This is a genomic window from Alteromonas lipotrueae (assembly GCF_019249215.1).
GTDB classification, from domain to species: Bacteria; Pseudomonadota; Gammaproteobacteria; order Enterobacterales; family Alteromonadaceae; genus Alteromonas; species Alteromonas lipotrueae.
Genome location: NZ_JAESDI010000006.1, coordinates 24,989 through 50,965 on the forward strand (window position 1 = coordinate 24,989; position 25,977 = coordinate 50,965).

28 protein-coding genes and 1 other annotated feature are annotated in these 25,977 nt (G+C 43.8%); of the genes, 12 read left to right on the forward strand and 16 right to left on the reverse strand.

Going from position 1 to position 25,977, the window contains the following annotated elements; translation table 11 throughout:
* The first annotated feature begins 87 nt into the window (after positions 1-87).
* From JKP82_RS07955 to JKP82_RS07965, 3 genes are all read left to right on the forward strand, one after another.
* On the forward strand, positions 88-1,104 hold the full coding sequence (locus JKP82_RS07955) for an esterase/lipase family protein (protein WP_218396575.1): 1,017 nt from the start codon (positions 88-90) through the stop codon (positions 1,102-1,104).
* 433 nt (positions 1,105-1,537) lie between these two features.
* Positions 1,538-1,972, forward strand: a complete 435-nt coding sequence (locus JKP82_RS07960) for a hypothetical protein (RefSeq protein ID WP_159531474.1) — start codon at positions 1,538-1,540, stop codon at positions 1,970-1,972.
* A gap of 108 nt (positions 1,973-2,080) precedes the next feature.
* A complete protein-coding gene (locus JKP82_RS07965) occupies positions 2,081-2,476 on the forward strand; it encodes a hypothetical protein (RefSeq protein ID WP_218396578.1) in 396 nt (131 codons plus the stop codon).
* A gap of 785 nt (positions 2,477-3,261) precedes the next feature.
* Here JKP82_RS07965 and JKP82_RS07970 read toward each other — a convergent pair.
* The 9 genes from JKP82_RS07970 to hisG form a co-directional block, all read right to left on the reverse strand.
* A complete protein-coding gene (locus tag JKP82_RS07970) occupies positions 3,262-3,711 on the reverse strand; it encodes a GNAT family N-acetyltransferase (RefSeq protein ID WP_159531959.1) in 450 nt (149 codons plus the stop codon).
* 202 nt (positions 3,712-3,913) lie between these two features.
* Positions 3,914-4,531: a bifunctional phosphoribosyl-AMP cyclohydrolase/phosphoribosyl-ATP diphosphatase HisIE gene (hisIE, locus tag JKP82_RS07975; RefSeq protein WP_013783419.1), complete on the reverse strand. Its 618-nt coding sequence runs from the start codon at positions 4,529-4,531 to the stop codon at positions 3,914-3,916.
* Entirely contained in the window at positions 4,528-5,337 is an 810-nt protein-coding gene (gene hisF / locus JKP82_RS07980; RefSeq protein WP_218396580.1) for an imidazole glycerol phosphate synthase subunit HisF, read from the reverse strand. Before hisF ends, hisIE begins: the two co-directional genes overlap by 4 nt.
* Positions 5,319-6,056, reverse strand: a complete 738-nt coding sequence (hisA, locus tag JKP82_RS07985; RefSeq protein WP_057790818.1) for a 1-(5-phosphoribosyl)-5-[(5-phosphoribosylamino)methylideneamino]imidazole-4-carboxamide isomerase — start codon at positions 6,054-6,056, stop codon at positions 5,319-5,321. The genes hisF and hisA overlap by 19 nt, the downstream gene beginning before the upstream one ends.
* The gene (hisH, locus tag JKP82_RS07990; RefSeq protein ID WP_129739330.1) at positions 6,056-6,700 is read right to left on the reverse strand and encodes an imidazole glycerol phosphate synthase subunit HisH; all 645 of its coding nucleotides are present in this window, start codon (positions 6,698-6,700) and stop codon (positions 6,056-6,058) included. The genes hisA and hisH overlap by 1 nt, the downstream gene beginning before the upstream one ends.
* On the reverse strand, positions 6,700-7,770 hold the full coding sequence (gene hisB / locus JKP82_RS07995; protein WP_129739328.1) for a bifunctional histidinol-phosphatase/imidazoleglycerol-phosphate dehydratase HisB: 1,071 nt from the start codon (positions 7,768-7,770) through the stop codon (positions 6,700-6,702). Before hisB ends, hisH begins: the two co-directional genes overlap by 1 nt.
* Complete coding sequence (hisC, locus tag JKP82_RS08000) at positions 7,767-8,855, reverse strand: histidinol-phosphate transaminase (protein ID WP_218396581.1); 1,089 nt, start codon at positions 8,853-8,855, stop codon at positions 7,767-7,769. Before hisC ends, hisB begins: the two co-directional genes overlap by 4 nt.
* Positions 8,855-10,165, reverse strand: coding sequence for a histidinol dehydrogenase (gene hisD, locus JKP82_RS08005; protein ID WP_218396583.1), 1,311 nt, complete (start codon positions 10,163-10,165; stop codon positions 8,855-8,857). Before hisD ends, hisC begins: the two co-directional genes overlap by 1 nt.
* Positions 10,166-10,178: 13 nt before the next feature.
* A complete protein-coding gene (hisG, locus tag JKP82_RS08010; protein WP_159531949.1) occupies positions 10,179-11,081 on the reverse strand; it encodes an ATP phosphoribosyltransferase in 903 nt (300 codons plus the stop codon).
* 59 nt (positions 11,082-11,140) lie between these two features.
* Positions 11,141-11,259 (reverse strand) — a sequence feature (His leader region).
* Positions 11,260-11,490: 231 nt separating this feature from the next.
* Between hisG and JKP82_RS08015 the strand changes: the two genes are divergently transcribed.
* Positions 11,491-11,847 (forward strand): hypothetical protein, encoded by a 357-nt coding sequence (locus JKP82_RS08015; RefSeq protein ID WP_218396584.1) that lies wholly within the window; start codon positions 11,491-11,493, stop codon positions 11,845-11,847.
* 93 nt (positions 11,848-11,940) lie between these two features.
* On the opposite strand, the gene JKP82_RS20820 is transcribed toward JKP82_RS08015, so the two are convergent.
* From JKP82_RS20820 to JKP82_RS08025, 3 genes are all read right to left on the reverse strand, one after another.
* Positions 11,941-12,072 carry a hypothetical protein gene (locus tag JKP82_RS20820; RefSeq protein ID WP_258544368.1) on the reverse strand — a complete coding sequence of 44 codons (132 nt, stop codon included), beginning with the start codon at positions 12,070-12,072 and terminating at the stop codon, positions 11,941-11,943.
* A 128-nt stretch (positions 12,073-12,200) separates the two neighbouring features.
* On the reverse strand, positions 12,201-12,410 hold the full coding sequence (locus tag JKP82_RS08020) for a hypothetical protein (protein ID WP_218396585.1): 210 nt from the start codon (positions 12,408-12,410) through the stop codon (positions 12,201-12,203).
* A 53-nt stretch (positions 12,411-12,463) separates the two neighbouring features.
* Entirely contained in the window at positions 12,464-12,796 is a 333-nt protein-coding gene (locus JKP82_RS08025) for a hypothetical protein (protein WP_218396587.1), read from the reverse strand.
* Between the two features lie 358 nt (positions 12,797-13,154).
* On the opposite strand from JKP82_RS08025, the gene JKP82_RS08030 reads away from it, so the two are divergent.
* Both JKP82_RS08030 and JKP82_RS08035 read left to right on the forward strand, forming a co-directional pair.
* A complete protein-coding gene (locus JKP82_RS08030) occupies positions 13,155-15,059 on the forward strand; it encodes a TonB-dependent receptor domain-containing protein (protein ID WP_218396589.1) in 1,905 nt (634 codons plus the stop codon).
* On the forward strand, positions 15,032-16,276 hold the full coding sequence (locus JKP82_RS08035; protein ID WP_159531941.1) for an MBL fold metallo-hydrolase: 1,245 nt from the start codon (positions 15,032-15,034) through the stop codon (positions 16,274-16,276). The genes JKP82_RS08030 and JKP82_RS08035 overlap by 28 nt, the downstream gene beginning before the upstream one ends.
* 116 nt (positions 16,277-16,392) lie before the next feature.
* Here JKP82_RS08035 and JKP82_RS08040 read toward each other — a convergent pair whose 3' ends face one another.
* The 4 genes from JKP82_RS08040 to JKP82_RS08055 all read right to left on the reverse strand — a co-directional run bounded on the left by JKP82_RS08040 (position 16,393) and on the right by JKP82_RS08055 (position 18,968).
* The gene (locus tag JKP82_RS08040; RefSeq protein ID WP_159531939.1) at positions 16,393-16,965 is read right to left on the reverse strand and encodes a lipid-binding SYLF domain-containing protein; all 573 of its coding nucleotides are present in this window, start codon (positions 16,963-16,965) and stop codon (positions 16,393-16,395) included.
* Between the two features lie 160 nt (positions 16,966-17,125).
* The gene (locus tag JKP82_RS08045) at positions 17,126-18,010 is read right to left on the reverse strand and encodes a TraB/GumN family protein (RefSeq protein ID WP_232370646.1); all 885 of its coding nucleotides are present in this window, start codon (positions 18,008-18,010) and stop codon (positions 17,126-17,128) included.
* A 96-nt stretch (positions 18,011-18,106) separates the two neighbouring features.
* A complete protein-coding gene (locus JKP82_RS08050; RefSeq protein WP_159531937.1) occupies positions 18,107-18,358 on the reverse strand; it encodes a DUF6482 family protein in 252 nt (83 codons plus the stop codon).
* A gap of 124 nt (positions 18,359-18,482) precedes the next feature.
* A complete protein-coding gene (locus JKP82_RS08055; RefSeq protein ID WP_159531935.1) occupies positions 18,483-18,968 on the reverse strand; it encodes a DUF2244 domain-containing protein in 486 nt (161 codons plus the stop codon).
* 135 nt (positions 18,969-19,103) lie between these two features.
* Here JKP82_RS08055 and JKP82_RS08060 point away from each other — a divergent pair, with 135 nt between their 5' ends.
* The 6 genes from JKP82_RS08060 to JKP82_RS08085 all read left to right on the forward strand — a co-directional run bounded on the left by JKP82_RS08060 (position 19,104) and on the right by JKP82_RS08085 (position 25,829).
* Positions 19,104-20,012 (forward strand): sulfite exporter TauE/SafE family protein, encoded by a 909-nt coding sequence (locus JKP82_RS08060; protein WP_159531933.1) that lies wholly within the window; start codon positions 19,104-19,106, stop codon positions 20,010-20,012.
* A gap of 45 nt (positions 20,013-20,057) precedes the next feature.
* Positions 20,058-21,398, forward strand: a complete 1,341-nt coding sequence (locus JKP82_RS08065; protein WP_159531931.1) for an alpha-amylase family glycosyl hydrolase — start codon at positions 20,058-20,060, stop codon at positions 21,396-21,398.
* 196 nt (positions 21,399-21,594) lie between these two features.
* Complete coding sequence (gene yoaA / locus JKP82_RS08070; RefSeq protein ID WP_218396590.1) at positions 21,595-23,514, forward strand: DNA repair helicase YoaA; 1,920 nt, start codon at positions 21,595-21,597, stop codon at positions 23,512-23,514.
* A 3-nt stretch (positions 23,515-23,517) separates the two neighbouring features.
* Positions 23,518-24,231, forward strand: a complete 714-nt coding sequence (gene tsaB / locus JKP82_RS08075; RefSeq protein ID WP_159531927.1) for a tRNA (adenosine(37)-N6)-threonylcarbamoyltransferase complex dimerization subunit type 1 TsaB — start codon at positions 23,518-23,520, stop codon at positions 24,229-24,231.
* Between the two features lie 284 nt (positions 24,232-24,515).
* Entirely contained in the window at positions 24,516-24,818 is a 303-nt protein-coding gene (locus JKP82_RS08080) for a hypothetical protein (protein WP_159531925.1), read from the forward strand.
* A 360-nt stretch (positions 24,819-25,178) separates the two neighbouring features.
* A complete protein-coding gene (locus tag JKP82_RS08085; RefSeq protein WP_232370645.1) occupies positions 25,179-25,829 on the forward strand; it encodes a Slp family lipoprotein in 651 nt (216 codons plus the stop codon).
* Positions 25,830-25,977: the final 148 nt, after the last annotated feature.

Consider the following 25,977-nt stretch of genomic DNA (forward strand, 5'->3'; position numbering starts at 1 on the left):
ATTTCAAGTTTATATAGCTAGGATATCTTTATTCTGGTAACAGTTACTCTTTTTTAAGCTAATAAATCGAAAATAAGGATTTTTTAGATGGCTAAAATCACTAGAGAAGTTCGGATAAAGATGGAGTTGGAATTTTCTGAATTTAAGGGTCAAAAAAGAAAAAAATTTCTTTCGGAATTATCTCAAATATCAGGTGTGCCACTCGAAGAAATTATCGTAACTAGATTTAACAAAGGTTGTGTGATTTTTTATGGTGAACTAGATAGAGAAGCTGTTGAGAGGCTTGTCGAGCTGTTTGAGAATTTACAAAATCTTGGTAGCGAATTGTATTCTAAAGAGTTTAAGGATTTTCTTAAACACTGGGACATAACAAGTATCACGCAGAATATCGATAGTCATTGTGAGTCACAACAAGAAAAACAAAACAATGTGAGAGATCTCGTTCTCTTTGTTCATGGCTGGAATGGTTCATTAAAATCTTGGGGAGAGCTACCCATTTTCATTGGTGAATTGGTTGACTGCAAAACTGCATTGTATGAATACCCAACAGGAGTTTGGGATAACTCACCGTCATTAGAATTTATCGCAAGAAATCTAGATAATTGGGTCAGAGCAAATTATCGAAACTTCTCTAAGATTTCTATTGTCGCGCATAGTATGGGCGGTATTCTTGTTAGAAGACTTGCAACTTTACAGAAGAATAGGAAAAAAAAGTTAGACAATATAGTTCAAGTTACTTTTATAGCATCACCTCATAATGGGGCAGTTTTAGCGAAGCTAGCCACTTTTATACCAACACTTGAAAAATTGCAACTACAAGAGTTATCCGCGGACTCACCTTTTATTTTTTCATTAAATTCTGATTGGTTAGGTTGGGTTGAAAGTGGTGCTATCAATAGGGAAAACATACGGTGCATTGTTGGTACAAATGATAAAGTTGTTTCAGTCAATAACGCAATGGGCTTAGATGCTTATGCAGTTCCGCTCCTTGGTGAAGACCATATAAACATTGTAAAGCCCAAAGGTAAAAATTCTGAGGTTGTTGTCACGCTCCAAATGTTTCTTGAAGATGCAGCTTTCAAGATTAAAGAAGCGGATTCTTAAACAACAGGCGCTATCTTATGCGACTGTTCGCTCACTAGACACTAGTAATGCTCGTAAAGGCATCGAATAACAGCATTTTGTCTGTTAGTGCCTTCCAGTTTTCGCTGTTAGGCAATTCTGTACGTAAACCGGAAGTTGGTTATCTATTATTTAATGGACCCAATGAGCTAGTTTCTGCCCAAAATATTGTCATTGTTGAGAGTTAGATGTCTGTCTACGTATACGGTTGTAGCTGCCTTTCCCCTATATTCAGGAAAACGACCCAATCGCGCGTTTTTGTCCTTTACGTAATTAGCCCTTATTAAGCGTAACCTCTGTACTCTTTGACTTTCAGTAAACTCTGAATGATGGCACTATGGATAAAAACGAGCACATGCTCGGAAGAAAAACGCGCAATTTGCGCACTATTAAATTGTTATATTGCAGGAGTAACATGGAAAGTCAGCTCGTAGTTTCATCAATATGGGAAGATGAATCTTTATTTGAAATCTCTATATTCGGTAGTAATGGGCAGTTCTCTGGCCAAGCAGATTGCTATACAAATAGAGAGGAGATTGAGCATCTGGGAAGACTTCTTGAGAAGTTTCCTCGAACCACAAAAGATGAGTTCGAGTTCAAAAGCCGTTCCACCCCTGATCTTTCTTATTTTTCCATTCATGCTTTCTGTACAGACAGTTCTGGCCATACAATGTTTGCTGTTACTATTGCTCACATCGAATCTTTCACTAATGTCAGAAACGAAAGCTATAAAGTTAACTTTGATATGAAAGTCGAGCCTCAAGCAATTTGTAACTTTGGTATACAGCTTCAGCGCATAGCGGTTAACCCTCTTGGTAAAACAAAGGCTGTATTGAAAAATGCAATATAACAAAAAAATTAAGTACGCCCGCTGCGCGGGCTGGGACGCAAACACGCTGGGCGGCTGCGCCATTATGCCCTACGTGCCTGCGCCCCTTATTTAAAAGTTAGGTTTCCGATGACAGTTATGCTCCCTGATTTCGACAAGTTGCCCTCTGTCCTAACCTACGAAGAGGTTGAGGAACAACTTAGCGTCATTATGAATATTGCCGAGACAAAAGCGCGTCCTCCGATATATATGATTCAAGAAACTATTAACGATGGAATAAGCGCATTGGAATACAACCCCGAAGGACGTTTTAGTGCTGCGATAGAACATAAGGTTTCAAAATGGGCTATGTCACATTGGGATTGGGAAAAAGGAGACCGCAACTTTATTGATGGGCTTACTGCGATAATCATCAATTTTTCGACCGCTTCAGTATGTAAGCAGTTTTTTGAAAGTAAACTCAAAACGGAAACTCGAAAGTTCGCCCAAGAAGAATTAGAGGATGTATTGAAAAATGATGTGTAGGAAACCTAACAATTGAAACGAGTGTCCACTTTTATGGGGGAACTCTCTTGGGACGCTAACACGCAGGGCCGCTTCGCTATTGTGCCCTACGCGTTATCGCCCCTTATTTAAAAGTTATACCTTCTTATGAAATGCTTGTATTTATTGGTTTTAATTTTCTGTTTGTTTGCCTGTTCATACGGAGAGGTCGAAGCCCCTCGCTTAAATTTTGATTACGCAGAAGAACCAATCAAACTCATTGAACACGTTGACGGAAACTGGGAAAAGGTTTGCGTTCTTGGTCCTTATTCAGACAACGCTGCTGCTAGCGAATTACTTGGGTTTCAGTGGCCTTTAGAATCATTGTCGTCGGTATGGGCCAACGACGGGGTTACCTTATTACTATTCGTTAAAAGTAGAGAGATTCTAAATTACTATGAAGTTGCAAGAGCACCATATGATTTCAGTGTTTTTTCAAATTCATGTATCGACCGAGCTTTGAGTTCATTTTCAAAAAGCGGTTCCAAGGTTGTCCAAACACAGGTATAACAAACGTTTTAAGTCGTGCGCTAACGCGCACTGGGACACAAACACATGGGCTGCTTCGCATTATATCCCATGCGTTTGTACCCCTTAAACGGAAGTTATTGACCGTCCGTTGTTTGTCTATTTCCGACTGTCAGCAAGACCGAGACTTTACATAATACCGGTTAGCTCATAAAGAACACATCATAGGACGAACATCAGCTTACACAATGCCTTGCTAAGCTAGACCTTAGCGAAAAACTGCCCTAAGGCAGATTGCACTATTTAACTTCAAGCTCCATCACAACACCGTCTTCGTCATCTTCCTCGGTTACAACAAAGCCGAACTGTGAATAGAACTTTCGCATTGCATGGTGCCCTGGCATATAGAGTATTGTTATCTTTTTACAGGCAGGGATTGCGCTCATTTCTTTAATAACTTGTTCGGTCGCAATTTTTCCAATGCCTTGCCCCTGATGTTTGACGTCAACCATAAATTGCGCAATATAAAACTCGTTGGGTAGGTTTTCTTCTAACTCTTGATAATATTGAATAAACCCTACAGCTTCATCACCTTGATAAATAGCTCTGTTAACATAATAAGGGTAGAAGCTTGATTCGGCGATAGATTCCGAATTTAACGCCACATAGTTTTCTTGCTCTTTTGTAATTTCTAGATGAATAATATCTAGCCAATTGTCTTTGGTGACTTCCCGTAAACTAATATCCATATAAATCCTCAATGCTTCCCAAAAGAGATAAAAATATTTAGGCATAGTGATAAAAAAACAATGCTACAAGGAGAAATAGATAATCAGTGAGGCAATAAGATGAGCGGTTCATGAAAATAAAAAAGGAGCAAGTTACGCTAGTAACTTGCTCCTTATATTTTACGTGTTGCAATTTCGCTCAATGAAATTGGGCGATGAACACTTACTTTTGACGTTCACGCAATACAGATAGCGCATCATCAAGCGACATGTCGCTCGCTTGCAGCAATACGGTGAGGTGGTACAGCAAGTCAGCGGCTTCGTTTTTAAGCTCTTCTTTGTCGTGTACCGTAGCAGCAAGCGCCGTTTCTACGCCTTCTTCCCCCACTTTTTGTGCAATACGCTTAATGCCTTTATTGTACAAGCTAGCGGTGTAGCTGCTTTTCGGATCTGCGCCTTTACGGGCAGCCAATAAGCGCTCTAAATCAGCGAGAAAGGTAAAGCTAGGCGTGTTGCCTTCAAACCAGCAGCTTTCAACACCTGTATGGCACGTAGGGCCGTTAGGGTTGGCTAACACTAATAGCGAGTCGAAATCGCAATCGGCGGCTACGCTGACTAAATCTAACGTATTGCCTGAGGTTTCGCCTTTTTGCCACAAACGCAGTTTTGAGCGACTAAAAAAAGTGACTTTACCGCTATCTAGTGTAGTGGCTAGTGCATCTTGGTTCATGTAACCCTGCATTAGTACTTTGCCTGAAAGGGCGTCTTGTACTATGGCTGGAAGCAGGTTGTCCATTTTTTCCCATGCTAGGGTATTGCTGTTTTCGGAAGTGACAATCACGGCTTTATTCCTTGTGCGTTTGGTAGGGCGTGACGCTTACGCATAGGTACGCCATTAGCGGTTAAATCGGCCTTTAGGTCATCAATGTTAAGAATGCCTTTATGGAATACGGAAGCGGCTAGTGCGCCATCAACATCGGCTTGTTGAAATACATCGTTAAAATGTGAAATTTCACCCGCGCCGCCAGAAGCAATAAGGGGTACTTCGCACACTTCACGTACTGCGCTAAGCTGGGCTATATCATAACCTTTGCGTACACCGTCTTGGTTCATGCAGTTAAGCACAATTTCACCGGCACCGCGTGACTGCACTTCTTTTATCCAGTCTAGGGTTTGCCATTGGCTCTTTTGAGTGCGGTTCTCATCGCCAGTAAACTTATACACTTCGTATTGCCCGGTGGCGTCGTTGTAAAAGCTGTCTACCCCAATGACTACACACTGCTGGCCGTACACGTCATGCATGGCATTAATTAATGCAGGGTTGTTTAGGGCTGGGGAGTTAATTGAAATTTTATCTGCGCCCATTTCTAAAATGCGCCCAGCATCTTCAATGCTTTTAATACCGCCGGCTACACAAAATGGAATGTCGATAACCTGTGCAATACGGCTTACCCAGCTTTTATCTACCACGCGCTCATCTGAGCTTGCAGTAATATCGTAAAACACCAGTTCGTCAGCCCCCGCTTTTGCGTATTGCTCTGCTAAGGGTACGATGTCGCCAATAATTTCGTGGTTTCTAAATTGAACGCCTTTAACGACTTTGCCGTCACGAACATCTAAGCAAGGAATTATGCGTTTTGCCAACATGCGATAGCCTCCTTTACGGTGAATTTACCTTCAAGTAAGGCACGGCCTAAAATAACGCCGCCAACGTTGGTTGGTTTCAACGCCGAAATGTCGTTTAAGCTACCTATGCCGCCAGATGCTTGCCAGCTAACATTAGGAAAGCGTGCACTCATCTCTTCGTAAAGCTCTACATTAGCGCCTTGTAGTGTACCGTCACGGCTAATGTCGGTGCAAAGCACATGTGTAGCACCAACTGATGCAAAGTCGTTTAGCAAGTCTTCCAGGGCTACCCCTGAATTCTCCTGCCATCCGTGAGTGGCAATCAGCTTTTCGCCGTTTTCACTAATGTTAATATCTAAGGCCAATACGATATGTTCAGCACCGTATTTGGTTACCCAAGATTTCACCAGTTCAGGCTGTTTAACCGCGAGTGATCCAATCACCACGCGGCTTACGCCGATATCGAGTAACTGGGCTACTTCTTCTTCGCTACGAATACCACCGCCTGCTTGAAACTGCATGCGCTTGGTGTCTACCATTGATTTAATTAAGGTAAGCTGGCGCTTGCTGGTGTCTTTCGCGCCAGTTAAATCAACAATGTGCAGCCAAGTAGCGCCTTGGTCGGCATAGTCATTTACCACGTCTACCGGATCAAATTCGTATTTTGTTTTTTGCTCGTAGTCGCCCTGATACAAACGCACTACGCTGCCATCGATAAGATCAATTGCTGGAATAATCATTATAGGTTCACAAAGTTAGTCAGTAGTTGCGCACCAGCATCGCTGGAACGTTCAGGGTGAAATTGCACGCCAAAGAAGTTGTCTTTATTAATGGCCGCTGAAAACGGGTTCCCGTAGTTACAGCTGGCTAGGGTATGGGCGTACTCTGGTACGGCAAAACTGTGCACAAAGTAGAAATAGGTATCTTGTGGGATGCCTTTAAACAAGGTGTCGTCGTTATGAGAAACCGTGTTCCAACCCATGTGCGGCAAACGCAAGCCATTCGCTTCCATTCGGGCAACACGACCAGGCATTAGCGACAAGCAAGGAATATCATCCTGCGTGTCTCCTAAGCGGTTCTCTAAGCTACCTTCAGCGCTGCTTTCTACCATTAACTGCATACCTAAACACACGCCTAGTACAGGCTGGGTTAGGCTTTGCAATGTGCTTGATAAGTCTTTTTGCGTAATGCTTGCCATGGCAGCAGCTGCAGTACCAACACCGGGTAAAAAGACTTTGTCGGCGCGAGTAATCACATCTTTGTCGTCAGATACTTCAACGGTTACGCCTAAACGCTCTAGCGCAAAGCGAACCGATGAAATATTTGCGCAGCCTGTGTTCACAATGACTATTTTTTGTCGTTGTGATTTTTGTATTTCAGGCATTAAAGCGCTCCTTTACTGCTAGGCAGTGCATCGCCTTGTCGCGTAATGGCTTGACGTAACGCACGGCCAAATACTTTGAATAAACTTTCTACCTGGTGGTGAGCATTTCCTTCGCTGGTGGAAAGGTGAAGCGACAGCCCCATGCTTTGCGCCAAAGAATAGAAAAAGTGCGGCACCATTTCAGTGGCCATTTCGCCCACTTGGTCGCGGCTGAAATCAGCTTCAAACTTAAGGTGAGGGCGGTTTGAAATATCCATAATGCATTCTGCGCGGCACTCATCCATAGGCAGGGCAAAACCAAAACGGCCAATACCACGTTTATCACCGAGGGCTTTCTTAAGGGCTTCACCCAACGCCAATGCAGTGTCTTCCACACTGTGGTGATCATCTATGTGCAAATCGCCATCTACGGTCACGTTTAACTCAAACCCACCGTGGGTCGCAATTTGATCGAGCATGTGGTCGAAGAAACCCAAGCCAGTGTGAATGTGCGACTTCTCGGTAGAGTCTAAATCTACGCGTACTTTAATGTCGGTTTCTGAGGTAGTGCGGATAACTTCGGCAATACGTGAAGACGACAACAAGGTTTTTTGGATGTGATCCCAGTTCAAGGTTTCAGGGTTATATTGCAAACCTTTAATACCCATGTTCTCGGCAAGTTGCATGTCGGTCATGCGATCGCCAATCACGTATGAACGGGTGAAATCCACCTTTCCTTGCTGAAGGTAGTCTTTCACTAACCCCAGTTTAGGCTTACGGCAAGTACAATTGTCTTCTTCAAAGTGTGGGCAAATAAGCACGTCGTCAAACGTAATGCCTTGGCTTTTGAAAATGGCCATCATGGCATTATGAGGCGCGTCAAAATCAGCTTGTGGAAAGCTATCGGTTCCAAGGCCATCTTGGTTAGTGACCATGACAAACTTAAAGCCTGCTGCTTTCAGTTTTAATAGCACAGGAATAACGTTTGGCTCGAAAACCAGCTTTTCTAAACTGTCTAGCTGTTTATCTACCGGTGGTTCTTCTACAAGTGTACCGTCGCGGTCGATAAATAAAATGGCTTGCTGACTCATGCCGCTAGCTCCTTTTTAAATTCGTTGATCAGTTGCAATAAACGCTGGTTTTGTTCTTCAGTACCAATGCTTACTCGCAAGCAATTTGTAAGGTTAAGCTGTTTAGATTGGTCGCGTATTAATAACCCTTTGCTCACCAAATATTGCATGAGTTCGCTAGCACGCTCGTAGCGAAATAGCACAAAGTTTGCTTTTCTATCGCCAACCAATTCAAAGCCGTCAATATCGGCAAGCGCGGTTGCCAGTAGGTCTTTTTCTCTATTGATGGTATCTACCTGCAACTGAATTAATGTCAGTGAGTCAGTAGATAACGCCTGTGAAGCAATTTGTGCCACAGGCTCTGCAATAGGGTAGGGGGCAATGACTTTTAGCAACGCTTGAATAACCGGCGCTTGGGCTAGAGTAAACCCACAGCGTAAACCCGCTAACGCAAAGGCTTTTGAAAGCGTGCGTAGTACTACTAGGTTGGGGTAATTCGCTATTTCATTTGCCCAGGTATTATCGGAATCAAACTCAATATAGGCTTCATCCACTACCACTAAAGCGCTATCGGCAAAGTGGTTGAGTACCGCTCGTATATCGTCTCTGGCAACCTGTGTACCCGTTGGGTTATTTGGCGCACAAATAAAGATAACATTGGCGTTATCAATTGCGCACACACCTTCAACGTCTAAACTAAAATTGCCTTTTAGTGGCACAGTAGTAATACCCACATCACAAGTTTCTGCACTAATGGCGTACATGCCATAGGTGGGCGGGCAAATTACTATGCTGTCTTTACCTGGAGTACAAAAGGTACGAATAAGTAATTCAATGCCTTCGTCTGCACCACGGGTAACCATCAACTGAGAGGTATCAATACCTGCATAAGCCGCATAGCTTTCTACCACCGATGAAGGCTGACACGACGGGTAACGATTAAAGTTACTTGCATCTATCGCATATTCATTTGCATAGGGCGATTCATTGGCATTTAGCCAATCTTGACCGCCTGAATACAAACGCCTGGCCGACTCATAAGGCTTAAGCGGCACTAAATTGTCGTTAATTAGGTTATCAATAAGGGTATCTACAAGCGCAGACATTAGGCACCTCCCTTATCGTTAGCAAGCTTTTGCATACGAAGCGCTACTGCTTGTTCGTGAGCATCAAGCCCCTCAGCGCTAGCCAATGCCATAATAGCTGGGCCTAAATTGCGCATGCCGTCTGCAGATAACTCTTGAATGGTGTAACGACGCATAAAGTCGAGTAAACCTAAACTAGAATAGTTCTTCGCATAACCGTACGTAGGTAATACGTGGTTAGTACCCGAGGCATAATCACCGGCAGATTCTGGCGACCAAGGGCCTAAAAATATTGAACCTGCGTATTTGATTTTCGGCAGTAAACTACGGGCATCTTCAATTTGCACTATCAAGTGTTCAGGCGCATAGGCATTGCTCACTAAAATAGCGTCATCTACTGAATCGGCCAAAATATAGCGGGCATTTTCCATTGCAGGGCGAGCAATGTCGGCACGTGAAAGGGTCGACAACTGGCGTTCAACCGCTGCCTTCGCACTTTCAATCAGTGCTTCGCTGTTAGACACTAAAATGGCTTGAGAATCTGGGCCATGCTCTGCTTGAGAAAGTAAGTCTGAGGCAACAAATTCAGCATCGGCAAATTCATCAGCTAACACCAATACTTCAGACGGGCCTGCTGGCATATCAATAGCCGCACCATCAGCACGCAAACTTACTTGCTGTTTGGCTTCAGTCACAAAACTATTGCCCGGGCCGAATATTTTATCAACCTGCGGGATAGTCTCTGTCCCTAATGCCATTGCTGCAATGGCTTGCGCGCCGCCACAAAGGTATATGGCTTCAATGCCACATTTTCTTGCGGCATAGGCAATTTCAGGGGCAATTAAGCCTTGCTTGTTTGGTGGCGTACAAAGCAGTTTGTTTTCACAACCCGCTACCAGCGCTGGTACACCTAGCATTAGCACCGTTGAAGGCAAAGGTGCACTGCCACCTGGAATATACAAACCTACTGCGTCTAGTGGGGTGAAGCGCAATTCGCAGTTCACACCAGGCGTAGTGGTTAGCGCAATATCACTTGGCAACTGAGCATCGTGAAACGCTTTAATATTGTTAAATGCAATATCAATCGCACCTGCTACTTCAGCGGTAACCGAACTTGCTAACGTGTCGATGCTTTCTTGCGATAACACTAACGATTGCAAATCAGGGCAATCAAACTGACGAGTGAAGTCGATAACAGCGGCATCGCCTTTACTTTCAACGTTAGCGATAATGTCGCCCACGGTTTGTTTTAACTGTTGGCTATTGGCCATAGCCGGGCGCGAAAGCGCTGTTTTTTTCTCAAGCTTTGATAGAGATGACCAGATAATCATAATCTTTTGCCTTTTAACCCATCATTTTTTCGATAGGCATAACTAATATTGAAGAGCAGCCTAGGGCTTTTAGTTTTTCCATGGTTTCCCAAAACAGGGTTTCAGTAGAAACAACATGAATAGCCACATGCTCTTCATTGCCAGACAAAGGCAATACGGTTGGGTTTTCAGCGCCCGGTAACAAGCTTTTCACTTGTTCTAGGTAAGCTTTTGGTGCGTGAAGCATGATGTACTTGCTTTCTTTTGCCAGCAATACACCATCAACACGTGGCAAAAGGCGATTAACAAGCGTTTGCTTTTCATCACTCATGTTGCCGTCGGCACGTTGAATTAATACTGCTTTTGAGCGGAAGATGACATCTTCTTCAACCAGACCGTTCGCTTCAAGGGTAGCGCCCGTTGATACCAAGTCACAGATAGCGTCGGCAACGCCAGCGCGTGGTGCAACTTCAACCGAACCTGTAAGCATTACTGCTTTAGCATTAATTTTTTGCTCTGCAAAATAACGCTCTAATAGGAATGGGTAAGTGGTAGCCACTTTCTTGCCTTCTAAAGACTGAATGTTGGTGTAGTCCATTTCAGTAGGCACGGCGATAGACAAGCGACAACCGCCGTAGTCTAAACGACGTAATACTTCATAATCAGAAGGCTTGTTAGATGCTTTGCGTTCTAACATTTTTTCTTCAAGTTCGTTTTCGCCAATGAAGCCAAGGTCGGCTACACCGTCCATCACTAATCCTGGAATGTCGTCATCGCGAACACGTAATAAATCGATAGGCTCGTTGGTAGAATGCGCAATCAGCAGGCGATCACGAATGTTCAATTTTATGCCAATAGCCTTAAGTAGAGCGATGCTGTCATCACTTAAACGGCCTGATTTCTGTATGGCAATTCGAAGTCTTTTGCTGTTACTCATTGAAACGTTCCTTACACGTTGTACTACTTTTTACTGTCTTAACGATTACGCCTAAAACGAAAAACCCCCGGAAGTTTCCTTCCGGGGGTCGAGAATTTTTTCTATCTGCGCCACTGGAAGGAATAATAGACCTTCCAGCACGAACCTGAAAGGCTATGCTTTATGATGGTGGTGATGTTTTACAGCGCAGTTATTCATTTAATTTCTTAATACCTATTTCCGAACGGCTGAAACATTAGCGGTTTGCCCCCGATTTTGCAAGGCGAAAGTGAACTCTTTTTGCAGTTTCAGTCTAAATTAATATGTATATAGTAAAACTTTTTGATCTGAGCCAATGTGATCGTTTTCCCTATTAGGTAATGTAGTGGATGAAATATCACAGAATTAACCTTAGCGGGTTGGGGTAGCCATGAGTAATGATCTAATTTTTTCCATTTTACCGCGAAATACCAAAGTGCCCATCGAAACTGATAATCGGGTAAAAAAAGTGTCGCGCAGCGAAAAGTCAGAGGCGCTCAACCAAGACGAAAAAGAGCAGCACGATGAAGTGCATATCGTTGATGAAATGGAGCAACGGGAACGGCACGAGCAAAATGAACAGAAAGAACACCCGAGCAACCAAGAAAATCGCCAACAAGAAGACAGCCAAGGCGACAAATCGACAGGGCGGCAATTGAGCGAAAATGAAAACCGCGAATTAAATACCGCAGATGCAACGGGTACTAAAATACCGCGGGGCATTAAACATGTGGATATTACCATTTAACCGTGCAGGTTGTTTTAGGGTTCCTTCCCGTCATCTCTTAAATGTTGCCGCTCAGTATCACTGAAGTAGAAAGACACATTCAGCGAGCTTATATTATTTACTGCCGTTGTCTTTGATCGCACGCTTTAGTTCAGTAGGCAGTAAAAACGCATAGCTGATAAACATAAGCGCGATGCCAGTCACAATAAACAAATCATCTGCATTTAAAGAAAGTAGCGCTGTCATAATAATACCTCTAGGCGTTGAGAAGGAATGTAATAAACTACAACCCAATATTACCATTTTCGTGTCTATAAAATAGGGGGAGGCTACCCAACTTTAGTTTAAAAATCAGGCGCTTTTAGACTAATTGATTAATCACAGGTTATGGGTGGTAACTGAGGCGGTTGAGGCGGTAATTCAATGTCGTCAACAAGCAGTAAATCTAGTGCAAGGTTAACTTTCCCATTAGAACCCTTAAAGCGGTCGGGAGCATTGGCTTCTAAAAACAAGTCATTCTCATACACTTGCTCATCAACCACTTGTTGACGCATTTCAAAGACCCGCGCTGAGCAATCATCCATACCTAATTTTTCGTGTAAACCAACGCTGGCGGGGTTAGGTAGCGTTATACCTCCTAATCATTACCGGCAACACGCATCAGACAGAAAGCCAGAAGCAGGGTTGCGAGCACACCAAACCCTCCAGCCACCGCGGAAGGTAAGAAGGCGTTACGGCCAAATACGATCAAAATTGCATTTGCGACTATGGCAACAACACCTACTAGCGCAGTCACTCCACCTAAGGGCTTAGCGCCATCTTTCATTTTTGCAATGCCAAAAATAAGCGCCGCAAAGCCTAGCAGGAGCTTGGCAGCGTAATAAATCATGAAGGACAAGGCTACTACTGCGCTGGCTAACGGCATTAAGCTCTCATTTTGTGTTGCAGCTTCACGAAAGGGTGTAAACATAGTAAGGCCAACACTCACTTGTACTAAGTTGAGGGCTGCACTGAACGCAATGGCAGACCATCCTACATGGTTGTCCTTTGTGTGTTTATCTTCAACGCCGCTAATACTCGAATCTAAAGGCGGTTAAGGTATCTATATTAACCGTACGTTTACCTAGGGGTAAACTCAATACATTAAAGGTGTTAGCTGCACACAAAGTTAGAGTTAGGCGCTTTAAAACATTCTTCGTCGGTAGGATTTTTATAGACTTAAGTCTTAATTTTCGATTGGTCGCAAAAAATTGTTAATTTAACGCTTTACATACGAATGAGAATGCTTATCATCTTCGCTATGTTTGACTTAATCGATTAACTCTAGAATGAAATATCCTCAATCACTCCTTAGCTTGGCGGTTATCGCCTCTTTTTCAACGGCAGCAGAGCAGGCAGTCACAAAAGATGTTGAAAGCATCACGGTGACAGCTTCTGGTTTTGAACAACTTTTGTCTCAAGCGCCTGCGTCAGTAAGTGTTATTGATCGTAAACAGCTTGCTCAGCGTGCTTACAAAGATGTGACTGATGCATTGAGAGATGTGCCTGGAGTAACAGTAACGGGGGGAGGCTATCGACAAGATATTAGTATTCGAGGTTTACCTGCCCAGTACACCAGTATTTTAGTTGATGGTAAAAAGCAAACAGGAAGAGAATCACAACCTAATGGCAGCGGCGGTTATGAGCAAGATTGGTTACCACCACTAGACAGCATTGAACGGATTGAAATAGTGCGTGGCCCCATGTCTACCCTATATGGTTCAGATGCCATGGGCGGCGTAATCAATATTATAACCCGCAAAAACTACCGTAAATGGGGTGGAAACCTGCGAGCCGAAACCCGACTGCAACAGCATTCAGACTCGGGCTCAGATAGCCAAGTTCAGCTTGCCGTATCAGGACCGTTAATTGCTGATTTGTTAAGCGTGAGCTTAAGTGGGTTATATCAAAAGCGGAGTGAGGATGATATTGAGCGCGGCTACGCTGAAAAGTCACTGAGCAATGTAAGAAGCGCGCTTCATTTAACGCCGACGAAAACCGATGTTTTCTCACTTGAATATGTTACCCAGGATCAGAGCCGAGAGTCGAATCCAGGCCAGTCGCTTCCTGAGACAAGTAATGCATCAGAAACGGAAAGTGAACGACAGTCTATAGCTTTAACCCACGAAGCGAATTATGAAAGCATCAAGGGCCGTTCTTATGTACAGCAAGAATCGGTAGAGAATGTTGGAAGAAACATAACCATCGACAACCTTGTCGTTAATTCTCAGTGGTCTTTTTCTGCCACTGACAGTCACAAAGTGACGTTGGGCGCTGAATATCTAGAAGAAACCCTAGATGATTTCGATACTAACGGTGGCGATGCAACTGAAATTAAAAATAGTCAGTGGGCAGTTTATGGCGAAGATGAGTGGGCTATTTCTAAATCTGTGGCGCTAACTGCTGGTATCCGCCTAGACGATAACGAATTGTTCAATTCTGAAATTAGCCCGCGTTTATACGCGGTATGGAATATGAGCGACGATTGGGTATTAAAAGGTGGTGTTTCAAGTGGATACCGAACGCCTGAATTGCGTGAAATGGCAGCCGGGTGGATTCAAGAAAGTCGTGGTGGCGACATTCATGGTAACCCCGAACTGATGCCCGAAACTACTCTTAATAAAGAGCTTGCACTTTATTACATAGGCGCGCAAGGCTTTGAAACGAGCGTTACCGTTTTCCATAACGACTTTGAAGATAAAATTGCCATTACGAGTTGTGAACTGGATACCTGTTTAGACGACGCCGATCGTTACAATATTAATATCGATGAAGCAGAGTCTTACGGTTTTGAATTGGCTTCACGATTGAAACTAGAAGATTGGTCTTTCAATGCTGCGTATAGTTTTACTCGCTCCGAGCAAAAAACAGGTGACAATGCAGGCTTACCATTGGTACAACAACCTAAACATTTATTTACGCTAAATACCACATGGACACTGAGCGAAGATTCAGAACTCTGGTCTAGATGGACGGTACGCAGCGCAGAAACAGCATTAACCTCAGTATCGTCTCGCTCGGTACTGACACCTGGGTTAGGGTTATTTGATATTGGTTTTAACACCAAGTTGACTCGCAATGTTAAGTTGCAAACAGGTCTTTATAACCTGTTAGACAAAACCATGCGATACAGTGAGTATGGTTATGTGGAAGATGGACGCAGATTATGGGTTGGGGTGAATTGGGTATTTTAGAACGGATGAAAATTGATGGAGGCAGAGCGCTCGCGCTTGCCTCCGTTACCACTCTATTGAAACTAATGTGCATGGGACTAGTCGTTAGTCCAATGCACATTGCTTTTGCCAATACCGCCTCATCCTATACAAGCACAAGCGAGACAGTCTCAGGCAACTCATTTCAAGCAAACTTAAAGAGCGAAAAGCCCGATAGCCGTGGTGTTTTTTCTGACGAAATCGCACCGTCTGAAAAATTAACTGAAGCTCGAACGTTTGCAGACACGGGGCTCAGTTTCTCACATATGTACCCCGGTTTTGCTGATTTGTGCGATATCGATTCACCATTGCGTAATATGTCTATAAAGCGAGAGCCAAGATCAAATAAATCAAGTCGCAATAGCAAAAGGCAAGTAAACCAAGATACAGCAAAGCATAAACGTAGCGCACGACAACCTATTGCACCGCAGCGCGTATTCGATAATCTTTATTATGTGGGTGCAGGTAACGTGGCTAGTTGGGCGATAGATACGGGTGATAGCATTGTGCTAATTGACGCCTTAAATAATGCAGCACAGGCAAGCAAATACATTGTTGATGGGCTAGCAACACTTGGCCTAGCAGATAAACCCATTTCACATTTAATTATCACCCACGGACATGGCGATCACTATGGTGGTCAAAAGTGGTTATCTACCCGCTATAACGTTGAAGTGATAATGAGCGACCGTGAGTGGAGGTGGCTGCAAGACGGTGGTGATGGCTTCTCTAGTCCAAGTTGGGGGGCGGCGCCTGAAGAGGGCACCGCGGTTAGCAACGGAAAAATTTTAGAAGTCGGTCATATGCGGTTTCAATTCTTTGATACACCAGGCCATACGCCGGGCACGCTCTCGGTCGTGTTTTCAGTAGTGGATAATGGCGCTGCACACAAAGCCGTATTATGGGGCGGCACCGGGCTAAACTATGGGCCTGATGCAAACCGCATTAAAGCGTATACCCAATCGGCAATTAAAATGCAGCAGGTAGTGAAGGATCAACAGATTGATGTCTTTCTATCTAATCACCCCAAGCGAGATGGCACTTTGGGTAAAATGAAAGCCCTACATCATCGCGAGCCTAATCAGACTCATCCATTCGTGGTGGGAAGTGACATAACCGCCGCAGGTTTTGAAATGCTTGAGAACTGTACCAAAGCGCAGTGGATGAAAATTGAAGCTTTGGCAGAGGAAACTAAGTAGGAACACTCAGTAGAGTGGACTTAATTATAAATGCGCATACGAATTGTGTAGTAGTGGATAGCTCGGTTTACCTAATTCCTAAGCAAACCGAACGAAGTTATAAAGCGGATTTTCAATTAGTTAAGTTCTTTATCTACCCAGAACTTGGTACCTTTCACTGTGGCTTGCAATGCTAGGCCGCTTTCGGTCATGGTATAAACCGTAACATTGCCTAAATAGCCTTCGCCTTCCGCTGACATACCTTTGTTACCGGCTTTAGCTGCAGCATCAGCATTACCGCCTACTGTCCAACCATTCTCGATAAAGTAGTTCATGGCTTTTTGCGTATGGAAAACCATCACTACGCGGTAATCTTTCGCACCTAGTCCAAGGCCAACACCGCCTTCAGCCATATTCATATATGTTTTTGTGCCAGTGACTTGGTTGTTCACTACGCCATAACCCGTACCAGCAGCAAAGAAAATGACGTTAATATTTGCATTCGTGAATACCGCGTAGCCAGCCGCATCACGAACTTGAGAACGAGTATCAGGCTTTTCTGTGTATAGCCTAGCTAATGCATTTTGCTGCATATCTAATATAGCTTGTCGCTTTTCAGCAACACTGCCGTCACCCATGGAGGCGCAGCCCGTTACTGCGAGTAAAACGAAACCTACCAACGAAAGTGAAGCTAAGTTTTTGAAATTCATATTTTTTCCTTTGATTCAATTTTAAAGCGTACAGTCTAAACTTTGGGTTTAGGTATTGAAGAAACCTAAACGGGTCGGTTTAATCGTTTATTGCATGTCACTACAATCGTAGTACGCAAAAAATGTGCTCAAAGGTTAATTTTAAATGTAAATGTTACCGCTATTGCACCTTCTCAACCTTGAAACCATGCTGTTCTAGCATGTTTAATACACCCAATTCACCGGGCAAATGCAATGCGCCTACCAGCACAAATTCAGTGGGCTTTGTTGCCAATGCTTTCACTAAAAATTGCATCCACGCTTTGTTTCTAGATGATAGAAGCGTATCGAATATATCTGGGTATTCGGATTTAAAATCGGCCATGCTTTCTTCGTACATTGTGTCGAGGTCGCCTGCTTTCCAACTCGCTTTTAACTTAGGTAAAACCTGAGGGAGGGTTTTAACGTCTTCAAGGGTGTATTGAATAAATGCATCTTCATCGCCATTGCCCATTTGCTGAATAAATGAAAGTTGTTGCTCGGGGCTTTCTAGCCAAAGAATGGTTTTATCGTCGTTTTTGCTACGATTAAAAAAATGCTTATCTACGCCTTCACTGGTTAGCCCCATGATTTGAAGTTCAATCATACTCAAGGTAATGCTTAAAAAAGCAGGCTTGTACATCATAAAGTTAGAAAGTGATAAACCACGGGCTTCCATGTGTGCTGATAGATTCGCTAAGGTTTTTTCTGAAAGATCATTGGCAAGGCTGCTACCTTGGGTGTAAGTCAGCTTCTTCATCATAGACTGCGCAAATGCTTGTGTTTCTAAGGCATCTAGGTCTGTTTCAAACACTAACGTTTCTGATTGTTGATAAGCAGAGTCGTAGGCGTCAGGAAGGGGGTAGTCGCTCTCGCTGAGTAAGTGAAGCGTACCGCCAATGTAAAGGGTGTTTTCGCCGTTACTAACTTTGAAAACAGAAGCAGAAAAGGCTGGCGTGGTTAGCCCTACTACACAACTTGTAAGTAAAAGCGCTAAGCTAAAAGCACGTGGGCTGAACTTCATCATATTGTCCTATTAGATGAGAATCAGCCACTTTACCGAGTAAGTTTCCTCTATTCAACCAGCATGTTGTGTAACTCATTACCGCTGACAATAGGCGAGTTAGCGGTGCCAATCAATTTCGAGCTCCAACGCATCTGGAATCTCTGACTGACCTACCATTTCCTCGTAAGGAGTGGATTGCCGCAGCCATACATGTTCAAACTCCTCGGAATTAAAGTGATCTTTAATTTCATTTAGACAATGAAATGTTTTGGGTCGAGAGGTCTTATCTCTGACTAGCGTGCGAGATGCACCTCGCCCTGTCGCTGCTAAATAACTTCCGCCTTCAATTGACTCTATGTATAGATTCATAATTGTTCTCCGAGATAACACGAATAGACATTACTATTTGTAGTTCATAGGTGGAAAAATGGATATTAAATTTAATTTAAACTTCGCTTCAATAAAGCTAACGCGACAGGCGCATTTTGCAAAACTAGGTTTTCCACCAATGATTACGGCATACCATAATGCCTTCATTACCTAGTGTTTCTTTTAGTAATGCGCGATCCTCAAGATTAAGAAATTCGCCCAAGACAATGCGTTGTTCGCCATCCACTAAGGTAACGATGGGAAGGCGCCAGTCGTTTTCATCTTCGGTAAATTCAACGTGCGCGGATGGGCGAGCAAAAGAGATGGTGCGGTGTCGGGTGCAAAAGTGAATAGTGTGGGGGGCAATATCAATGGTTTCCCACCGGTATGTACTGCGAGACACTTGGTACATGATAAAAATAAGCAATACGACTTCTATGCCGGCAAAGGGTAATATTACCCAAACCCCCACCACCGCCCAGCCTATAGCAATAGTGAATACAGCAACGGCAAAAATTAACATCAGCCATTTAGTATCTTGCCAGCTTGCTGAACGGTTAGGCGTGAGCCGCAATCTTTTCTTACCTTGGAGTGAGATTGTTTCTAACATAAAGTTCAAAGGATAAAACGGGAACTACCTAGTAATATTAGTAGGCATTGGGTATTTTGCCGTCGTGATTTGTTTAAATAAAAACACTCGCCGTACACGAGAGTTCCATCTCCATGCGCCGTTTAGGAGAATGTGTTGAATCGTTTATTTCAATGGGTAATACAAAGCCCATTAAAAATTCTTTTGGTTGTACTGTGGGTAGTGGTGATTTTTTCTCAATCCGCGCCGCTAGTGCTTATTGCCGAAAATAGCCTTTTTAGTTTGCTTGGCATTATTGGCGCTATTTTCGCAAACGCGACCGGCGCGGGTGGGGGCGTGGTATTTGTTCCTTTCTTTAACCATTTACAGTTTTCATCTCAGAGTGTGGTGGCCACCAGTTTCGCTATTCAATGCTGCGGCATGACTGCTGGCGCTATTACGTGGTGGCGTTATAAACGTTGTCATCATCAAACCGACAGTCAATGGCGCGCGTTACCTTCAAGCTTAATGCTAAGCGTACCTGCCTCACTGTGTGGTGTGTGGTTCGCTCAGTTTGGCCCAGAAACGTTTAGTGTGCTTTCACCCATCAAAGGAGGAATAGAACAGATTCACTTAGGGTTTGGCGCATTTTCTATATTGCTTGCCGTGGCTATCTTTGCCTCTATTCCTTTTTTAAAACGGGTTGCCTTAAAACACGATGCTGAGCAATTCGATATTGTTGCATTGCCATTTGTTTCTTTTTTCGGGGGGATTGTTACTGCTTGGCTTTCGGTGGGGGTAGGCGAGCTGGTGGCTGTCTATCTTATCATCAGAGGGTTCAACGTGACTATGGCGATTGCTGTTGCAGTCATCTTGTCAGCATTTACCGTTTGGGGCGCTGTAATTTACCACGTTTTAGTAACCCAAGCCGTAGTTTGGGACGTAGTGATATTTGCAGGTGCGGGAGCAATTATTGGTGGCATGCTAGCAAAGTATGTTGTGTTGGCTTTTTCACCCCAAAAACTTAAACTTTTCTTTGGCACTTGGGTTCTTTTGCTCGGCGTATCTGGTTTACCTATTTTCTGAGTGTATATTTTGTAAAGGAATAGTTTGGCAAAAAAGGATGCATGGATGACAATTCAGACAACTCCCAAGAAAATTTATCGTGTAAAGCAGCCCGAATGGTCGAAACATGCCGTTATCTATCAGGTGAACACTCGCCAGTTTTCTGTATCTGGTACATTCAAAGAGGTGACGAAACGCTTAAATCATATTTGTGATTTAGGTGCTGATATTCTTTGGCTTATGCCTATTCACCCAATAGGTGAAAAAAATCGAAAAGGTGAACTTGGTAGCCCGTACGCGGTTAAAGACTATTTGGGTATTAACCCTGAGTTTGGCAATGCAGACGACTTTCAAGAGTTGGTGCAAGAAGCGCACAACCGGAATTTAAAAGTTATCCTAGACTGGGTGCCTAATCATAGCGCTTGGGACAATCCTCTAGTGGATACTCATCCTCACTGGTATGCCAGAGATCACCACGGTGAGTTTCGCCCGTCTCCTTGGTGGGATTGGTCAGATATTATCGAGTTTGATTACGACGAACCTGCGCTACGTGATTATATGATTAATGCCATGCGCTATTGGGTAGAACGCTTTGATATTGATGGTTTTCGATGTGATGTAGCGGGGTATGTGCCGAACGATTTTTGGCATCAAGCGCGTGTTGCCTTAGATGCCATAAAACCCGTATTTATGTTGGCAGAGTGGGAAAATCGCGATTTACACGAAACCGCTTTTAACATGACTTATGCATGGAGCTGGAATGAAACCATGCATGAGCTCGCTCATGGGCGATGTTCTCTTGATAGACTGAGAAAATATTATTCATGGAATGAACGGGCGTGGCCGCACAGTGCTTATCGAATGACGTTTGTGAGTAACCACGATAAAAATGCGTGGGATGGTACTCAGGCAGAGCAATTTGGCGATGCGTTAAAAGGCGCCATTGTATTGTCGGTGTTAGGCGAAGGTATGCCGCTCATTCATAATGGCCAAGAAGCCGGGGAAACAAAGCGGTTAGCGTTTTTCGAACGTGATCCCATTGAATGGCAACCTCATAGCATTGGTGATTTGTATAAAGCGCTCATTAAGATAAAAAAATCTATTCCTGCCTTGGGCAATGGTGAATTTGGTTCACGTATGATTCAGGTGCCAAGTAACGCTATGTCACAGGTATTCAGCTTTGTGAGAATGGATGAACACAATAAAGTGTTAGTGATCATCAATTTTTCAGACACTTTAGGCAACGTCACGTTTAATGACCCTATTCTTAATGGTCATTATTATAAGTGCACGCTCGATTCAAGTTCTTCCCACCACGAGAGTAAAAGCGAAACTGAACACTTGCATATTGATAAGGCCGTTCAAATTGACCCGTGGGGCTATCAGGTATGGATTAGCTCTTATTAATTGGCAAGTATGGCTGAGCTTATATGACTGAGCTTATATAGAACAGCAAGCAGCTATGAGTAAAGGTCAGTGTTAAATGAAATCTGTCATTCGGTATGGAATTTTTGTGATTACTAACCATTTTTCGAAAAACTTTGGCATAATGCACCGCTTTGTGGCCTAGCGGCCAAATCTTCACTTTTACGTTAAGTACACTATGCCAACTATCGATGACATCTTTTCTTCCACGGGTTTACTTGCTAAGACCATCAATGGCTTTGTTCCCCGTGAAGCGCAAACAGAAATGGCGCAGGCGGTAAAAGAAGCCATTGATGAAACCGGCTCCCTAGTGGTTGAAGCCGGGACCGGTACGGGGAAGACCTTCGCTTATCTTGCGCCAGCACTGTTGGCTGGAGGCAAAGCGATAGTGTCGACGGGAACGAAAAACCTGCAAGAACAGTTATTTCATCGCGATTTGCCTTTAGTGAAAAAAGCCCTTGGCAACAGGCGCAAAACGGCGTTGTTAAAAGGCCGTGCTAATTACCTTTGCCTGCACCGACTAGAACAACATGGCGGTAACTCCACGTTAGTGGAAAAAGAGGTGTTAGGGCAGCTATCTGAAGTGAAACTATGGTCTACCACTACTAAAACTGGCGATATGGGCGAGCTGAAAAGCTTACCTGAAGATGCTCGGGTGTTGCCATTAGTGACGTCTACCGTTGACAATTGCCTTGGTCGGGACTGCCCCGATTATGAAGAGTGTTATTTGGTTAAGGCACGGCGTAAGGCGTTAGATGCCGACATTATTGTGGTGAATCATCACTTATTTTTCGCTGACATGGCATTAAAAGATACGGGGTTCGGTGAGCTTATTCCAGAAGCTGACGCCATTATATTTGATGAAGCCCATCAAATACCCGATATTGCCGCAGACTACTTTGGTGAATCGCTTTCCACGCGCCAAATTCAAGATTTAGCCAAAGATATTACCCTTATTTTTAGAACCGTATTGAAAGACGCGGCACAGTTAGACAAAGCTGCCGACAAATGCCGCATGATTGCTGCAGATTTACGCCTGCTTTTCCCTGATACAACTCAGCGAGGAAACTGGGCCGAAGCCTTGATGCGTGACGATGTGCGCTTAGAAGTGGGTAAACTAGCAGAAGCGCTAGGGGTACTACATGAAGTGTGTAAGCTGCATATTGGTCGCGACAAAGATTTAGATAATCTTTATGAAAGAATAGTGTCCGTTAGGGAACAACTTGACTCGTTAAGCGATGAGAAACAAGAAAATGTGAGCTTGTGGTATGAAACCACGACGCGCCATTTAATTATGCATTTAACGCCGTTGTCTATTGCAGCTAAGTTCCGCCGTTTTGTGGCATCGCCGCCTCGCGGGTGGGTATTTACCTCGGCGACCTTAATGGTTAACGGCGGCTTTGAACATTTTCAGCGCAGAATGGGGTTAGAAGACTCAAGAACGCTAGGCTTAGATAGCCCCTTTAACTACCCTGAACAAGCCATGTTGTGTGTACCTCGGTATTTACCCGAGCCGAACAGTTTTTCTATGCGAGAAACGTTGTTGAATACGGCAAAAAGGTTGATTAAAGCCAGTAAAGGCCGGTGCTTTTTGTTATTTACCAGTCATGCCATGTTGCGTGAAATAGCTGGTAAGCTAGAAGATGAAATTGATAACCCGCTATTAGTACAAGGCACAACAACTAAGCAGGCGTTATTAGATGCGTACTTGGCTGACGAAAAAGCCGTGTTAATGGGCACGGGCGCTTTTTGGGAAGGGGTAGATGTACGAGGGAATGATTTGGTGTGCGTCATGATAGATAAACTGCCATTCGCATCACCAGATGACCCACTGTTACAAGCCCGAATGGACGATGTTAAAAAGCGCGGCGCAAACCCGTTTGGTGTTATTCAAATACCCCAAGCTGTGATTGCCTTAAAGCAAGGTGCAGGGCGATTAATTCGCGACCCTACCGATAAAGGCGTACTGGTTATTTGCGATAACCGATTAGTGACTAAACCCTATGCGAAAACTTTTATAGGTAGCTTGCCGAATATGCGCAGAACCCGAAGTTTAGACGAAGTAGAGTCTTTCCTTGCAAGAATTGATGAAGAGTAAAGAATGAAAATTTTAGCCATAGACACGGCAACAGAAGCCTGTTCAGTAGCACTAAATACCGGTGACGCTGTTGTTTCACGTTTCGAAATTTGCCCACAGCAACATAGCCAGCGTTTACTGCCTATGTTGGATGAAGTGTTAAAAGATGCAGGGCTTGTTCTGGCCGATTTAGATCTACTAGCGTTTGGGCGAGGCCCAGGCAGCTTTACCGGCGTGCGCATTGCTACCGGCATGATTCAAGGTTTATCACTAGGTAGTGGATTAAAAGTGGCCGGCGTAAGCACCCTTGCGGCGATGGCACAGCAAGCGGTAATAAGTAAACAGGCTACTTGGGTAGTGTGTGCTACCGATGCCCGCATGGGCGAAGTGTATTTTGCCATGTATAAGTCCGGCAACGGATTATTGAGTGAGGTGATTGCAGAGCAGGTGTGCCCCCCTGAAGCTGCTGTAGAGCTTATCAATGAAGCCATAGCAGCCAATCAAGGTGAGGCTATTGGTGAGTTTGAGCCTGTTGGTACAGGCTGGCAGGCCTATCCGGCACTTAAAGCATTGCTGTCTGAAGACCATGAAGTGTCTATTGAATTTCCTGATGCGGTTTACATGCTTCCACTTGCTGAACAACTCGCGAACAAAGGCGATGTACAAGTGGCCAGTGAGGTAAAACCTGTTTATCTACGAGACAAAGTAACATGGAAAAAGTTACCGGGCCGCGAATAAGGGGGGAAGCCCTCAGGCTGATATACGTTTAAACCACATTCTCTGCCGTTAACTATGTCTTATCCTGCATGGCTCACGATTAAATAAGGAAGCGTGCAGTAACTGGGCGCGATTTTTGCAGTCGCTTCTTGCAACATAGGCTTCTTGAAGCATAGATTGCAACGTAGCGAACAACATTGAACCTTGTATCGCTCAGAAGATGGCTGTTGCGACATTGAAATTCGATGTAGTCGTCTCACTACATATATTAATTGGTTTAATTTAAAAGACTGACACGTTTTGGTATGCATATAACTAACAATTTTTCGATACCTTCATCACATCAATCAGAGCCTTCGCAAGGGCGCGTCGCTAAAGTTAATAAAGATGCGCAGCAGCAGAGCAATAGTGAGGGGAAGCAGCAGAACAACCATATTGTGGTGGCCCCAGATGCGCAAGGCACCGACAATGCACAGGCTTATCAACGTTTTGTACGTGAAGATAGTGCGGGCTATTCTCAACAAGCCATCGCGTCGTATACCAGCTTTGAAAAGCAGCAAGAACGTGAGTCTGTACAAAGCATGTTTGGGGTAGATATTTATGCCTAGTATTCACATTAAATCAGTGCATTTCTGGCGCAGTATTGCCTTCATTTAACGTCTTCCCACTAAGCGTTATAAAACCTAACTAAACTTTTTGTCAAAAATCCCGTCTAAAGATTGATAATCTTTTAAATCAATGTTCTTTATGGCATTTGTTATGTATCAATGCTAACTTTTAAGTCAATGTATTCCATCGGTAATGGTATTTTTTAATGATTGTCTCGAGTGAATGTGCGGGTTAACAGCCTTACACCGTTACTCAGCGCAATGTGGTTCGATTCGTTACTATTTGTAGTACTATATATTTTCTCGGCGCTTAGTTTCAGCTCCAGGTTAAAAGTGCTTAGGCGGCCAAAAGGAGGCTTCATGCTGGTTAGAATGTTAGTGATAGTAAGTGTGGTACTTTTCGCAGGGTGTGCGATTGTGCCAGAAAGCGTAGAGGTGCCTGAAGGTACTGAGCTAGTTTCTTATTCCAAAGCCGTTACCTCTGGCGCCAACGCACAAGGTAAAATGGCGCGGTGGGGCGGTGTTATTGTTGGGGTCGAAAATAAGCCAAACAAAACATTCATCGAACTTGTTCATTTTCCACTAAACAACTATGGCAAGCCTAACAGTAGTGGCGAAACGGTTGGGCGCTTTAAAGTGCAAATAGACGGTTTTGTTGATCCCATTGTTTTTGAAGAAGGTCGTTCGGCCACGTTTGTTGGTAAATTGGTACCGCCCACATCAGGCATGGTAGGTGAACAACCATACATATATCCTACAATATTGGCTGATGACTACCACATGTGGCGTAAACAAGAGGTTTACGACGTGAACATGTATTATTTTGATTATGGTACTGGTTGGTATTCACCGTTTATGCGACACAGACCCTGGGGTTATCCAAGTTATAGAAGAGTTCGGGTAACTCGCTACGATAATTCTCCGTCTAGTCCTAAACCTATAAAGACGCAATCTAACGTTAACACTATTTCAGGCCCGCATGACAAAATGCGCAAGGATAAATCGAAATAGGTAGACTACCAGATGAAAATTTTCGTAAAGATAATCGTATTTAAATAAAAATATGTATTTACTAGGGAGGCAGGATTTTGCCTCCCTATTTTTTTATCTGGCAGTATTTTGTTCTGTGTCGGCAATATATTGCCGCCATATTGTGTAA

What these genes read in the sequence shown, in the direction of transcription:
- JKP82_RS07955 (WP_218396575.1), top strand. Translation starts at nt 88, where the DNA reads ATGGCTAAAATCACTAGAGAAGTTCGGATAAAGATGGAGTTGGAATTT.
- JKP82_RS07960 (WP_159531474.1), top strand. Translation starts at nt 1,538, where the DNA reads ATGGAAAGTCAGCTCGTAGTTTCATCAATATGGGAAGATGAATCTTTA.
- JKP82_RS07965 (WP_218396578.1), top strand. Translation starts at nt 2,081, where the DNA reads ATGACAGTTATGCTCCCTGATTTCGACAAGTTGCCCTCTGTCCTAACC.
- JKP82_RS07970 (WP_159531959.1), bottom strand. Translation starts at nt 3,711, where the DNA reads ATGGATATTAGTTTACGGGAAGTCACCAAAGACAATTGGCTAGATATT.
- hisF (WP_218396580.1), bottom strand. Translation starts at nt 5,337, where the DNA reads ATGTTGGCAAAACGCATAATTCCTTGCTTAGATGTTCGTGACGGCAAA.
- hisA (WP_057790818.1), bottom strand. Translation starts at nt 6,056, where the DNA reads ATGATTATTCCAGCAATTGATCTTATCGATGGCAGCGTAGTGCGTTTG.
- hisH (WP_129739330.1), bottom strand. Translation starts at nt 6,700, where the DNA reads ATGCCTGAAATACAAAAATCACAACGACAAAAAATAGTCATTGTGAAC.
- hisB (WP_129739328.1), bottom strand. Translation starts at nt 7,770, where the DNA reads ATGAGTCAGCAAGCCATTTTATTTATCGACCGCGACGGTACACTTGTA.
- hisC (WP_218396581.1), bottom strand. Translation starts at nt 8,855, where the DNA reads ATGTCTGCGCTTGTAGATACCCTTATTGATAACCTAATTAACGACAAT.
- hisD (WP_218396583.1), bottom strand. Translation starts at nt 10,165, where the DNA reads ATGATTATCTGGTCATCTCTATCAAAGCTTGAGAAAAAAACAGCGCTT.
- hisG (WP_159531949.1), bottom strand. Translation starts at nt 11,081, where the DNA reads ATGAGTAACAGCAAAAGACTTCGAATTGCCATACAGAAATCAGGCCGT.
- JKP82_RS08015 (WP_218396584.1), top strand. Translation starts at nt 11,491, where the DNA reads ATGAGTAATGATCTAATTTTTTCCATTTTACCGCGAAATACCAAAGTG.
- JKP82_RS20820 (WP_258544368.1), bottom strand. Translation starts at nt 12,072, where the DNA reads ATGACAGCGCTACTTTCTTTAAATGCAGATGATTTGTTTATTGTGACT.
- JKP82_RS08020 (WP_218396585.1), bottom strand. Translation starts at nt 12,410, where the DNA reads ATGGATGATTGCTCAGCGCGGGTCTTTGAAATGCGTCAACAAGTGGTT.
- JKP82_RS08025 (WP_218396587.1), bottom strand. Translation starts at nt 12,796, where the DNA reads ATGTTTACACCCTTTCGTGAAGCTGCAACACAAAATGAGAGCTTAATG.
- JKP82_RS08030 (WP_218396589.1), top strand. Translation starts at nt 13,155, where the DNA reads ATGAAATATCCTCAATCACTCCTTAGCTTGGCGGTTATCGCCTCTTTT.
- JKP82_RS08035 (WP_159531941.1), top strand. Translation starts at nt 15,032, where the DNA reads ATGGGTTGGGGTGAATTGGGTATTTTAGAACGGATGAAAATTGATGGA.
- JKP82_RS08040 (WP_159531939.1), bottom strand. Translation starts at nt 16,965, where the DNA reads ATGAATTTCAAAAACTTAGCTTCACTTTCGTTGGTAGGTTTCGTTTTA.
- JKP82_RS08045 (WP_232370646.1), bottom strand. Translation starts at nt 18,010, where the DNA reads ATGATGAAGTTCAGCCCACGTGCTTTTAGCTTAGCGCTTTTACTTACA.
- JKP82_RS08050 (WP_159531937.1), bottom strand. Translation starts at nt 18,358, where the DNA reads ATGAATCTATACATAGAGTCAATTGAAGGCGGAAGTTATTTAGCAGCG.
- JKP82_RS08055 (WP_159531935.1), bottom strand. Translation starts at nt 18,968, where the DNA reads ATGTTAGAAACAATCTCACTCCAAGGTAAGAAAAGATTGCGGCTCACG.
- JKP82_RS08065 (WP_159531931.1), top strand. Translation starts at nt 20,058, where the DNA reads ATGACAATTCAGACAACTCCCAAGAAAATTTATCGTGTAAAGCAGCCC.
- yoaA (WP_218396590.1), top strand. Translation starts at nt 21,595, where the DNA reads ATGCCAACTATCGATGACATCTTTTCTTCCACGGGTTTACTTGCTAAG.
- tsaB (WP_159531927.1), top strand. Translation starts at nt 23,518, where the DNA reads ATGAAAATTTTAGCCATAGACACGGCAACAGAAGCCTGTTCAGTAGCA.
- JKP82_RS08080 (WP_159531925.1), top strand. Translation starts at nt 24,516, where the DNA reads ATGCATATAACTAACAATTTTTCGATACCTTCATCACATCAATCAGAG.
- JKP82_RS08085 (WP_232370645.1), top strand. Translation starts at nt 25,179, where the DNA reads ATGCTGGTTAGAATGTTAGTGATAGTAAGTGTGGTACTTTTCGCAGGG.